This is a genomic window from Psychromicrobium lacuslunae, from assembly GCF_000950575.1.
GTDB lineage: Bacteria > Actinomycetota > Actinomycetes > Actinomycetales > Micrococcaceae > Renibacterium > Renibacterium lacuslunae.
The window spans coordinates 292,956-305,089 of sequence record NZ_CP011005.1 but is presented as its reverse complement, the minus strand read 5'-3'; the positions used below and the strand labels follow the sequence as shown (position 1 = coordinate 305,089).

At 60.6% G+C, this 12,134-nt stretch carries 11 protein-coding genes; 4 read left to right on the top strand and 7 right to left on the bottom strand.

The window, feature by feature from the left end; translation table 11 throughout:
- Window positions 1–3 precede the first annotated feature (3 nt).
- Genes UM93_RS01390 through UM93_RS01375 form a run of 4 tightly spaced genes read right to left on the bottom strand, consistent with a single transcriptional unit; the run spans window position 4 to window position 5,690 of the window.
- Complete coding sequence (locus tag UM93_RS01390) at window positions 4–819, bottom strand: CoA transferase subunit A (protein WP_045073204.1); 816 nt, start codon at window positions 817–819, stop codon at window positions 4–6.
- A gap of 52 nt (window positions 820–871) precedes the next feature.
- Complete coding sequence (locus UM93_RS01385) at window positions 872–2,044, bottom strand: acyl-CoA dehydrogenase family protein (RefSeq protein ID WP_045073203.1); 1,173 nt, start codon at window positions 2,042–2,044, stop codon at window positions 872–874.
- A complete protein-coding gene (locus tag UM93_RS01380; RefSeq protein ID WP_234399355.1) occupies window positions 2,041–4,035 on the bottom strand; it encodes an acetyl/propionyl/methylcrotonyl-CoA carboxylase subunit alpha in 1,995 nt (664 codons plus the stop codon). The genes UM93_RS01385 and UM93_RS01380 overlap by 4 nt, the downstream gene beginning before the upstream one ends.
- 47 nt (window positions 4,036–4,082) lie before the next feature.
- Window positions 4,083–5,690 (bottom strand): carboxyl transferase domain-containing protein, encoded by a 1,608-nt coding sequence (locus tag UM93_RS01375; protein WP_045073202.1) that lies wholly within the window; start codon window positions 5,688–5,690, stop codon window positions 4,083–4,085.
- 93 nt (window positions 5,691–5,783) lie between these two features.
- Between UM93_RS01375 and UM93_RS01370 the strand changes: the two genes are divergently transcribed.
- Entirely contained in the window at window positions 5,784–6,440 is a 657-nt protein-coding gene (locus UM93_RS01370) for an SACE_7040 family transcriptional regulator (protein ID WP_052663497.1), read from the top strand.
- A gap of 80 nt (window positions 6,441–6,520) precedes the next feature.
- Here the strand turns inward: UM93_RS01370 and UM93_RS01365 are convergent, their stop codons facing one another.
- The 3 genes from UM93_RS01365 to pdhA are packed head-to-tail and all read right to left on the bottom strand — an operon-like array spanning window position 6,521 to window position 10,097.
- On the bottom strand, window positions 6,521–7,900 hold the full coding sequence (locus UM93_RS01365) for a dihydrolipoamide acetyltransferase family protein (protein ID WP_199921790.1): 1,380 nt from the start codon (window positions 7,898–7,900) through the stop codon (window positions 6,521–6,523).
- Window positions 7,897–8,928: an alpha-ketoacid dehydrogenase subunit beta gene (locus tag UM93_RS01360; RefSeq protein WP_045073199.1), complete on the bottom strand. Its 1,032-nt coding sequence runs from the start codon at window positions 8,926–8,928 to the stop codon at window positions 7,897–7,899. The genes UM93_RS01365 and UM93_RS01360 overlap by 4 nt, the downstream gene beginning before the upstream one ends.
- Window positions 8,925–10,097, bottom strand: a complete 1,173-nt coding sequence (pdhA, locus tag UM93_RS01355) for a pyruvate dehydrogenase (acetyl-transferring) E1 component subunit alpha (protein ID WP_045073198.1) — start codon at window positions 10,095–10,097, stop codon at window positions 8,925–8,927. The genes UM93_RS01360 and pdhA overlap by 4 nt, the downstream gene beginning before the upstream one ends.
- Window positions 10,098–10,363: 266 nt before the next feature.
- Between pdhA and UM93_RS01350 the strand changes: the two genes are divergently transcribed.
- From UM93_RS01350 to UM93_RS16950, 3 genes are all read left to right on the top strand, one after another.
- Window positions 10,364–10,855, top strand: a complete 492-nt coding sequence (locus tag UM93_RS01350) for an Lrp/AsnC family transcriptional regulator (RefSeq protein WP_045073197.1) — start codon at window positions 10,364–10,366, stop codon at window positions 10,853–10,855.
- 292 nt (window positions 10,856–11,147) lie between these two features.
- A complete protein-coding gene (locus UM93_RS01345; RefSeq protein WP_045073196.1) occupies window positions 11,148–11,558 on the top strand; it encodes a DUF4383 domain-containing protein in 411 nt (136 codons plus the stop codon).
- The gene (locus UM93_RS16950) at window positions 11,558–12,133 is read left to right on the top strand and encodes a hypothetical protein (RefSeq protein ID WP_052663494.1); all 576 of its coding nucleotides are present in this window, start codon (window positions 11,558–11,560) and stop codon (window positions 12,131–12,133) included. Before UM93_RS01345 ends, UM93_RS16950 begins: the two co-directional genes overlap by 1 nt.
- Window position 12,134: the final 1 nt, after the last annotated feature.

Below are 12,134 nucleotides of genomic sequence, written 5' to 3'. Positions count from 1 at the left end.
CGTTCAGCCTCCCACGACTTGATTTTGCTCGGCAGCAATCTTTTCCGTATCCGCCGGAGAGGCCGAAACGGTACGCTTCTCAATCCGCTTCTCGGAATGCGGTGCACCCGCTGGAACGTGCACCACTCGCTGCACAAAAATGCCGGGCAGATGAATCTGTTCCGGGTCCAACTCCCCCGGCTCCACCAACTCTTCAACTTCGGCAATGGTCACCTTGCCCGCCATCGCGCAGAGCGGATTGAAGTTCATCGCGGTGGCGTGGAACACCAGATTGCCGTGCCGGTCGCCCTTAGCCGCATGTACTAGCGCAAAGTCTGGATTCAGGGATTCTTCGAGCACGTACTCGGCACCGCCGAACTCACGGACTTCCTTGGCCTCGGAGGCAATCAGCACATTGCCCTCGGCGTCGTACTTCTGCGGCAGCCCGCCTTCCGAAACTTGAGTGCCTACTCCCGCCGTGGTGTAGAACGCCGGGATGCCTGCACCACCGGCCCGCAGCTTCTCGGCCAGGGTGCCCTGCGGCGTCAGCACCACCTCCAGCTCACCGGAAAGGTATTGCCGGGCAAACTCCTTGTTCTCCCCCACATAGGAGGAGATGGTGCGCCGAATTCGTCCATCGGCCAGCAAGATGCCTAGGCCCCAGTCATCGACCCCGCAGTTATTGCTCACGGTCTCCAGCTCGGCAGTGCCCTGAGTATGCAACGCGTCGATCAACGCCACCGGAATTCCGCAGAGCCCAAACCCGCCAACCGCGAGCGAGGAGCCATCTGCAATGTCAGCCACGGCCTCGGCCGCTGTCGGCACTGTTTTGTCGATCATCTGAATCCTTTCAACGAGAACTTGCCCTGCGGTGGAACGTCTTAGTTGAGTTCTAAAGACCCAAATCTCGGGCGATCAACATCAGCTGAACTTCGGTGGTGCCTTCGCCCACTTCAAGTATCTTAGAGTCGCGGTAATGCCGCGAGACAGTGAATTCGTTCATGAAGCCATAGCCGCCAAACACCTGGGTGGCATCGCGGGCGTTATCCATTGCTGCTTCACCGGCGATCATCTTGGCAATCGCGGCCTCCGTTTTGAACGATTTACCGGCCAGCATCCGCGCTGCGGCATCGTAATAAGCAAGCCTGGCGGTGTGCGCCCGCGCTGCCATCCGGGCAATCTTGAACTGGATCGCTTGGTATTTGCCGATGGTATTACCGAAAGCCATCCGCTCCTTGGCGTAACGCACCGACTCGTCCACGCAGCCCTGTGCAGCACCGGTGGCTAGTGCGGCAATCGCGATCCGGCCCTCATCCAAAATGGAGAGGAAGTTCGCATAACCACGGCCTTCGACGCCGAGCAAATTGGCTTCCGGCACGCGCACATCGCTGAGCGTCAGCGGGTGGGTATCCGAGGCGTTCCAGCCCACCTTGTTATAGGCCTTCTCGGCGGTGAAGCCTTGGGTGTCGGTGGGCACCAGAATGGTGGAAATTTCTTTCTTCACGGTGCCATCGGCCCGGGTCGATTCGCCCGTCACCGCGGTCACGGTGACCAGTCGGGTGATGTCGGTACCGGAATTGGTAATGAACTCTTTATTGCCGTTGATCACCCAGTTACCGTTCTCCCGAACGGCCCGGGTCTTAGTGCCGCCGGCATCGGAGCCGGCTTCCGGTTCGGTCAGGCCGAAGCCCGCGAGCGCTTGACCGGAGGCGAGCATCGGCAACCACTGCTGCTTCTGTTCCTCGGTGCCGAAGCGGTACACCGGCATTGCACCGAGCGAAACGCCAGCTTCCAGCGTGATTGCCACCGATTGATCAACCCGGCCGAGCTGCTCGAGCGCTAAGGCCAGCGCGAAGTAGTCGCCACCCATGCCGCCGTGTTCTTCCGGGAAGGGCAGCCCGAACAAGCCGAGTTCGCCCATTTGCTTGACCACTTCGTAGGGGAAGCTGTGCTCTTCATCGTGCTTGGCGGAGACCGGGGCAACCACCTCATCGGCGAATTCACGAACCATATTGCTCAGCTCTTGATATTCGTCGCTGAGTCCGTAGTTCTCTGCGTTGTTCATGATTGCTCCTGTTTCTGTGCCTGTCCGGCGGGGTTCGCGGAGGCAGCTGCTGCTGTTGATTCGCTGGGGTGGATGGTGGCGAGGATTTGGTTGGCCTTGACTAGATCACCGGTTCGTACCGAGATTTTCACGACGCCGGCCACTGCCGCCGCCAATTGGTGTTCCATTTTCATTGCTTCAACGGCGAGTAACGTCTGGCCTTCCGAGACGGTGTCGCCGTCATTGACCGAAAGCGAGACGACGGTGCCCGGCATCGGCGAACGGACTTCCGGGTCAACGCTGCCTGCGGCTCGAGCCATCGAGGCGTTCTTAGCTTCGACCAGCTCTTCGCGGTTGCGTTTCCGAAGTGCAAATCCGACGCCGTCGCGGCCCAGCCAGAGGGTATCCGCTGCGGCGTCGAAGGCGTAATCCCACTGCTGACGGAGGCCGTTCACGCCGAGCGCGAGCTGCTGGCCATCAAATTCCAACTCACCGTCACCGACGGTGACCCGATGATTCTCCGCACCGTTCGCGATCGAGAAACTCAGCGGCCGATGCGCGCCGATCCGCCAGCCGTCGGCGCGATCCCAAATCTGCTCGCCGATGAGTTGAGCGGCGAAGAAATGTGCGGCGGCTTGTAGCTCATCCTCTCTTGGCGCGGCAAAGACGAAGTCTGGCATTTTACGTTCGATCATCGTGGTGTCGAGACGCCCCGCCCGGACGTCCTCGTCATTGATGAGCAGCCGCAAGTATTCGATATTGGTCTTCACGCCGAGCACTACAGTCTGGGCGAGCGCGGCGTCGAGCTTACTGAGCGCCGCCTCCCGGTCCTCGGCCCAGACAACGACTTTGGCCAACATTGGATCGTAATTCGACCCAATTTCCAACCCCGGCAAAAGCGCCGAGTCATTGCGGGAGAGCGGAGATTCGGCGAGCGCCAATACGGTGCCGGTCTCCGGCAAGAAACCTTGTTCAGGGTTTTCAGCATAGAGCCGGGCTTCTACCGCGTGGCCCTTCAGTACGACGTCGGACTGCAGCACGGTGAGCGACTCGCCAGCTGCGATCCGCAGCTGCCATTCGACCAAATCGACTCCGGTAACCAGCTCGGTGACGGGGTGCTCCACTTGCAGGCGGGTGTTCATTTCCATAAAGAAGAACTCGTCTGGCGCATCGTCGGAAACCAAAAACTCGACGGTTCCGGCACCGGTGTAGTTCACGCTGCGAGCCGCGTTACAGGCTGCCTCGCCGATGCGGGCCCGGGTTGCCTCATCCAGCAGCGCAGACGGGGCTTCTTCGATCACCTTCTGGTGACGCCTTTGTAGCGAGCATTCGCGCTCCCCTAGGTGAATAACGTTGCCGTGATTATCGGCGAGGACTTGCACCTCAATATGCCTCGGAGTTGCCACCAAACGTTCCAGGAAGAGAGTGTCATCCCCGAATGCCGAGGCCGCCACTCGGCGCGCGGTCTTCAAGGTTTCTGGCAATTGATCGGCTTCGAAAACCGAGTGCATGCCTTTGCCGCCGCCGCCAGCCGAGGGTTTGATCAGGATCGGGTAGCCGATCTCCTCCGCTGCCTCGATCAAATCCTGATCGGAGAGCCCTGGCTCCGCGATGCCGGGAACCACCGGAACCTGATGTGCCTGGACGTGATTCTTGGAGCGAATCTTATCGCCCATCACGTTCAGCGCCTCGAGGTTCGGGCCGATAAAGGTGATACCCGCCGCGTCGAGCGCCTGAGCGAAGGCCAGGTTTTCACTCAAAAAGCCGTAACCGGGATGCACGGCCTGCGCGCCAGTTCTGCGGCAAGCCTCAAGTACTGCCCCGATGTTGAGGTAGCTTTCGGAGGCCGCCGCCGGGCCAATCCGGACCGCGAGGTCGGCTTCCTTGACGTGCCGGGCCCCGGCATCGGCGTCGCTATAAATCGCCACCGAGCGAATCCCCATCTGGCGTAGCGTGCGGATCACCCGGCAGGCGATCTCACCGCGGTTGGCCACCAAGACCGTAGTGAACATGGTTTTTTCTTGCATCTTCGTCTGTTGCCCCATCATCATCTGGCCGCTCACATCCTGAACAGGCCGAAGGAGGTCTCCGGCAGCGGGGTTTGTGAACATACTTGGAGCGCCATGCCCACGATGTCCCTGGTATCGGCGGGGTCGATGATGCCGTCGTCCCATAACCGCGCGGTCGAGTAGTAGGGGCTACCCTGCGCCTCGTATTGTGCTTTAATCGGCGCTTTGAAGGCATCCTCAGCCTCGGCCGACCACTCTTCGCCGCGGCCTTCCAACTGCTCCCGACGTACCGTGGCTAGCACCGAAGAAGCCTGTGCACCGCCCATTACTGAAATCCGGGCGTTCGGCCACATCCAGAGGAAACGTGGGCTGTAGGCCCGGCCGCACATTGAGTAGTTACCGGCCCCGAAGGAGCCGCCGACCACCACGGTCAGCTTCGGTACCCGAGTGGAGGCCACCGCGGTGACCATTTTGGCGCCGTTTTTGGCGATGCCGCCGGCTTCATAGTCACGACCGACCATAAAACCATTGATGTTCTGCAAGAACAGCAGTGGGATGCCGCGTTGATCGCATAGCTCGATGAAGTGTGCACCCTTCAGCGCCGACTCGCTGAACAAGACGCCATTATTGGCGATGATGCCCACCGGGTGGCCATGGATATGGGCGAAGCCGGTGACCAGCGTGGTGCCGTAGTTCTTCTTGAACTCATGGAATTCACTGGCGTCAACTATTCGGGCGATGATTTCGTGCGCGTCGTAGGGGGCTTGCACGTCAACTGGCACGACGCCGTAGAGCTCTTCGGGATCGACCACTGGTTCCCGGGTTGCTACGGTGTCCCAGGCCGGCGCTTCCGGCAGCGGCAAGGTGGAAACAATATCCCTGACGATTTGCAGCGCGTGCTCATCATTTTCGGCCAAGTGGTCGGTGACGCCGGAAACCTTGGCGTGCACGTCCCCACCACCGAGCTCCTCGGCGGTGACAATTTCGCTGATGGCTGCTTTCACCAGTGGCGGCCCGCCCAGGAAGATGGTGCCCTGATTCCGCACGATCACCGTCTCGTCGCTCATCGCCGGGACGTAGGCACCACCAGCAGTACAGGACCCCATCACTGAGGCGATTTGTGGGATTTTGGCGGCAGACATCTTGGCCTGGTTGTAGAAGATCCTGCCGAAGTGATCACGGTCCGGGAAGACTTCGTCCTGCTTGGGCAGGAAGGCTCCGCCGGAATCGACCAGATAGATACAAGGCAGCCGGTTTTCCAGCGCCACCTCTTGGGCACGCAGGTGCTTTTTGACGGTCATTGGGTAGTAGGTACCGCCTTTGACGGTGGCGTCGTTGGAAATTACCACCACCTGTCGGCCATGGATCAGCCCGATCCCGGCGATCACACCGGCGCCTGGGCACTCATCGTCGTAGAGTCCGTCCGCCGCGAGCGGTGCGATCTCCAAAAAGGGGCTGCCCTCGTCGAGTAGCTGATCGATCCGCTCACGCGGCAGCAACTTGCCGCGGTCGAGGTGCCGTTGCCTGGAGCGCTCCGGTCCACCAAGAGCTGCGGTGGCCAACTTTTCCCGCAATTGGCTCAGCAGGGCGCGATGATCGGCGTCGTTGGCGGCGAAGTTGTCGCTGCCTGGCACAGCGGACGTCGTCAAGGTCTCCATTGACTCCCTCTCGATAGGCCGCCTGGCGCGGACCTATGCTTACTTGGGTTAGTGTTCGTTAACTGAGTTTTAGGTTAGTCTTTATTAACTGTGATGTCCACCACGGAGGGAGTCCACGTGGAACTCGTTGAGGAAACTGCTGAACAGGAGCAGGAACCGACCCAGCGCAGCTTGGCAAAGGCAAGCCGCCGTCAAGCTCTTTTAGATGCCGCCGCTGAGCTCTTCGCGCAGCGCGGTTTCAATGGCGTCTCAATTGAGGAGCTTGGTGCTGCGGCCGGCGTGAGCGGGCCGGCGGTTTATCGACACTTCAACGGCAAGCAGGCAGTTCTTGCCGCCCTGCTGCTAGGAGTCAGCGAGGACTTGCTGAGCGGCGGCCAAGCCGTGGTAGATGCTTCCCCCGATGCGCAGCAAGCCATCCGCGGGTTGATCGAGTTCCAGATCGACTTCGCGCTAGGCAATGCCGATATCATCCGGGTTCAAGACCGGGATCTGGCCAGCATGAACGAGGACGATCGGCACCAGGTACGCACACTGCAGCGCGACTACGTGGCGCTCTGGGTGGAAGTATTGCGTCTGCTGCATCCCAACGTCGAGCAGCTAGAACTCCGCGTCCAGGCACATGCCGCCTTTGGCCTGATTAACTCCACTCCGCACTCCTTGCGTTCGCACAGCAGCTCGGGGAAAGCCACACCGGCCAGGATCGCCCGCCCGGTGTTGGAACGGATGGCCTTGGCAGCTCTGCTGGCGTAGTAGGCTAGCCCAGAGTCAATGGGCTATCGCGACCACGTCGTTGGGGCCGCGAAGCCGGTCTAGATCATCCTGATCAGCGGCTAGATCATGGTGATGAGCATGCCTGGGTCAGCCAGGATCGTGCCAACGTCGGCCAAGAACTTCGAGCCCTGCTCGCCGTCCACCAAACGGTGGTCGAAGGATAGGCTCAAAGTCATCACCTGCCGCAAGGCAACCTCGTCCTGGTATTCCCAGGGCAGCTTGCGGACCGCGCCCATCGCCAGGATCGCTGCCTCCCCCGGGTTCAGGATCGGGGTGCCCGCGTCGATGCCGAAAACACCAATATTGGTGATTGAGATCGTGCCCCTCGAGAGATCCTCTGGCGTCGTCTTACCAGCCCGCGCGGTATCAGTCAGCTCGGAGAGCGCCTGGGCCAACTCGGTCAGGCTGAGCTTCTGCGCATCCTTGATATTTGGCACGGTCAGTCCACGCGGGGTGGCAGCGGCAATGCCCAGATTGACGTAATGCATGGTGACGATCTCTTGGCTTTGTTCTTCCCAGCGCGAATTCAGCGAAGGATTACGTGCAATCGCAATGCAGACCGCCTTGGCAACCAGCGTCAACGGCGTCAGCTTGAGTCCCCTGAACGCACGGCTGGCTTTGAGTTTGGTGAGCAATTCCATACTCGGGGTGACATCAACGGTGAGCATCTCAGTGACGTGCGGAGCGGTGAAAGCGCTGGCGACCATTGCCGCCGCGGTATATTTGCGCACGCCCTTGATCGGGGCGCGACTCTCCCTGGGCTTTTCCAGATCGAAGGGCATGTTCTGCTCCCCCGCGACGAAGCCGAAATTGACGCCCTGAGCAGTGGAGCTGGCCGCCCGAACATCATCGCGGGTAATCAGCCCATCGACTCCGGTCCCGCTCAAAGTACTCAGATCGACACCGAGGTCGCGCGCTAGCTTTCGTACCGGCGGGGTTGAGCGCGGCCGCTCGGCGACCGGTTCGCTGCGCTGCGGCTGTTGGGCCACCGGGGCTTGAGCAACCGCCGGGGCATGAGCGGTCATCGGCGCGACAGCGGCGGGTGTTACGACTTGAGCTGCGGGCTGGTTGAGCCGGGCACGCCGAGCCGGGCGACCACCCTTTTCCGGTTCTGCCCCGTACCCGACCAGGGTCGGTATGCGGCCTGCTGGCGCCTCGGCGGTCCCGTCGCCGGAATTCTGCGGTACAGCCTCTTCCTCTCCTTCGACGTCGAAAGAGACGATCGGGTTCCCCACTTCTACCACGGTGCCGGGTTCCTCATGCAGCTTGGAGATCACCCCGTGATACGGCGAAGGCAGCTCGACCACCGCCTTGGCGGTCTCCACTTCTGCGATCACCTGGTTGAGTTCAACCTGGTCACCGACGGCAACTTTCCAGGAAACAATCTCCGACTCGGTCAGCCCTTCACCGAGGTCCGGAAGGGTAAAAACTTTGATCATGACTGCGATGATCCTTCCTGGCCAGTCAAGCCGCTCAATGAATTGGGACGCCCCATCGCCCGGTCGATACCGTCAAGGATCCGATCCAGATCCGGCACATGATGCTTCTCCAGTTTCGACGGCGGATACGGCACATCGAAGCCGGTCACCCGCACTGGAGCGGCCTCAAGGTAATTAAAGCAACGCTCGGTGATACTGGCCGCCAATTCAGCCCCCAAACCACCGGTCTGCGAGGCCTCATGGGCCACTACCAAGCGACCGGTCTTACGCACCGAGGCTTCTATCGGCGGGAAGTCGATCGGCGAGAGCGAGCGCAGATCGATTACCTCAACCGAGATGCCTTCATCGGCTGCGGCAAGCGCCACATCGTTAGCGGTGGCCACCAGCGGCCCGTAGGCGACCAGGGTGACATCACTACCGGAGCTCACCACTCGTGCGCTGCCCAGTGCTGGAGCGGTACTCAGATCGATGCTCTCATCCACCTCACCCTTGGTGTGGTAGCGGCGTTTCGGCTCAAAATAGAGCACCGGGTCATCGCTGGCAATTGCCTGCTGAATCATGATGTAGGCGTCTTGCGGATTGGAAACACTCACTACGCGCAACCCCGAGGTATGAGTGAAATAGGCCTCGGGAGATTCCGAGTGATGTTCCGGCGAGCCAATTCCACCGCCGAACGGCACCCGAATGGTGATCGGCATTTTGACCTTGCCCTGGGTGCGGTAATGCAGCTTTGCCACCTGGGCAACGATCTGGTCAAAGGCTGGGTAAATAAACCCATCGAACTGGATCTCCACCACCGGCCGGTAACCACGGAAAGCGAGCCCGACAGCGGTGCCCATAATGCCAGATTCCGCCAGCGGGGTATCGATCACCCGATGCGCGCCGAAGTCCTTCTGCAGGCCGTCGGTGATTCTAAAGACGCCGCCGAGCTTGCCAATGTCTTCGCCCATCAGCACCACCTTGGCATCCCGCTCCATAGCCTTGCGTAGGCCGGCGTTGATAGCTCGGCCAAAAGTCAGCTGGCTCATCGGTGTGCCCCCTCGGCTGCGGTGTTCTCGGCTGGACCGAATCCGGCCAGGTAATGCTGATAGTGCTCACGTTGCCGCTCTAGCGCCGAATGTGGCTCGCTATATACATTGTCAAAGACTTGCAAGGCTTCTGGTTCCGGCAGACTAATGGTGTTGGCCCGCAAGTCCTTGGCGACTTGGTCGGCTTTGGCCTGAACCGCTGCCTTCGCCTCCTCGGTGAGCAGCCCCTTAGCGTCCAGGAGCGCGCCAAGCCGGGTGATCGGGTCTTTTGCCGCCCAGTCCTCAAGCTCATTGGCATCCCGGTAACGGGTCGGATCATCGGCCGTGGTGTGTGGGCCCATCCGGTAAGTGACCGCCTCAATGAAGCTAGGTCCGCCGCCATTGCGCGCCCGATCCAGGGCGATCCGAGTAGCGGCCAACACGGCGAGTACATCGTTCCCGTCCACCCGCATTGAGGGAATACCAAAACCAGGCGCACGGTCGGCGATGGCCTGATGGGCTTGAAGACCGACCGGTTCGGAAATTGCCCAATGATTGTTCTGGCAGAAGAACACCACCGGAGCTTGGAAGGAAGCGGCGAAAACCATCGCTTCATTGACGTCGCCCTGGCTGCTCGCACCGTCGCCGAAGTAGGTGATCACGGCGGAGTCAGCCCCGTCGTTAACCACTCCCATCGCGTATCCGGTGGCATGCAAGGTCTGCGCGCCAATAATGATTTGCGGGGTCGCCATATTGAACTCATATGGGTCCCAGCCGCCATGGGTATTACCGCGCCAAATCCGTAAGGAGTTCACCAAGTCGATGCCGCGCACGTAGGCGACCCCGTTCTCCCGGTAACTGGGGAAAACAAAATCGGCGGGTTGCAGCGCACGGGCCGAACCGATCTGCGCGGCTTCCTGGCCAAGCAGGGGCGCCCAGAGCGCCAATTGACCTTGCCGCTGCAGGGCGGTGGCCTCGGTATCGATTCGTCGGACGACCACCATGTCTTCGTAGTAGCCCAGCAAATCCTGATCGCTGAGGTCCTCGATCCAGGAATCATATTCTGGATTGCTCAGCCGCTCCCCCGCAGGACTGAGTAATTGGACGAAGTTGTCATCGGCGGGACCTTTCCGCCCCTCCCACCCGGAAAGCGCGGCGCTTCCGGCTGGCCCGGATTCTTCGGCTGACATGATGTCCCTCTCTTTCCCGAGCCACGATGACGGCTTGGATTAATCCTCGACACCGAACGCCATGGTGAGCGCCGGAGATCTAGCGGTGTGAGGGTCGGAGATGGTGACCAGCACACGGTTTTTGTACCCGGTCTTTCGTTCAACATCGAACTCATCACCAGATACATGTGACGATACTCACAGCAGCAATCCGGCACAACCGACATCGAAAATATTGAGCATTATGCTCAATATAGATGGTATAGACCGTGCTAATCTTGAGCACTATGCAAGCTCTCGACAACACCGATCTTCGCCTGATCGCAGCGCTGGTACGGGATTCCCGGCACACCGTGGTGGCGCTCGCCCAAAAACTCGGCCTGTCCCGAAACACCGTGCAGGCGCGGATGGCCTCGCTGGAGCGCAAACACGCCTTCCTGCCATTCGGCCGCCGGATCAACCCCAGCACTCTCGGCTACCCGCTGACCACCTTCATTTCAGTGCATGTCCAGCAGCAGAAACTCCAGCAATTAGCCGGTTCGCTGGCCGAGATACCTGAAATTCTGGAAGCCCACGGCCTCACCGGCGAAGCCGATCTACTGGTCCGGGTGGTCTCCAAAGATGCCGAGGACCTTTTCCGGATCAATGGCAAAATACTCGCTTGCGACGGCGTGGAACGCACCGACACCTCGCTGGCAATGAATGAATTCGTGCCGTTCCGAATCGAACCGTTACTAGAACAAGCCGCCCAAGGTACGGGCAAGCAGGACGCGGGCTAGCGGCCGACAGACTGACCGGCTGACAATCGCCTGGTCCGCCGCGGGCAAGACAGCGAGGGCGAGTTGCTTGGCATCAGGCACTTGGGCCGTGACGCCCAGCCCAACACAGCACAGCACAGCACAACACAGCAAGGATCCGCACGGCCCAGCGCGAGGGCCTCGCCTCGATGAAAGTTATTTGCAGCCTGAACCATCCATTATTGCCGGAGTTACGAACACTTTGTGGAAGCGTCAAACGTCGCTTCGATAAGGACGGGTCCCGCCGGGACTCGATTGACGGAAGGCATACCTCATGCGCACCTCACCCAACCGATTGTTGGCCACCATTTTCGGTGCCGTCTACCTGCTGGTCGGCGTCTTGGGCTTCTTCGTCACCTCCGGAATCGGCTTCGCCGCCACCGAGGGAAATAACTTGATCATCTTCGCGGTCAACCCACTACACAACATCATTCACCTGGCCATCGGCGCGGCTCTGCTGTTCGCCGGGCTGAGCTCGGCGGCGGCAGCCAAGGGCGTCAACCTAGCGGTTGGCGCGGTCTACCTGCTGGTCGGCATTGTCGGCCTGTTTCTGCTCGGCAGCTCGCTGAACATCATCGCGTTGAACGGTGCTGATAACGTGTTGCACTTGGCTAGCGCCGTCGTCCTGCTAGGCGTGGCGTTGAGCCAAGACAAGCAAAGCAAGTCAGCCAGCGCGGCGCTCTAATGAGCACCCAATCCGGGCCCTTGGCTCCGGCTGCGGTGGGCATGCTGTCCGCCTTCGCCGGCCTTGGCGCGGCGGTGAGCGGTTTCGGCCTGGCTTCGAACCTACTCAGTGAAGACCTTGTTTTACACCGGCTAGCAGCCGGGATTGCTTGGCCGGCCGCGCTGGCCGTGGCAATCTGCTCTGCCCTGCTGTTGAGTTGGGCGGTGCTCAGCTTCCGGGCCGGGCATCCCGTGCAAACGCGTCGTGTCGGCATTGCGCTGGGCGTACTGGTTGCGGTTGAGCTGTTGAGCTTCGGCTGGCAGTTCAGTCAGAAACATCTCGACGGCGGCCTGCTCGCCACGATCGCCTTGCAGTTGCTACTCCTGGGCACGCTGGGCTGGTTAGCACGACGGCCAAATATTACGCCAGGCACTCCGGCAGCTGGCAGATTGCTGCTGGTGATGTTTGCCGCCGCACTGCTAGTTTCTGCGGTGACCACCGCGGGCTTAGCCGCCGGCACAGCGGGACAATTCTCCATTCCGCACGATCAAATGCAGATGAATATCCCGGGCTTTGAGACCGGCCATCATCATTGAT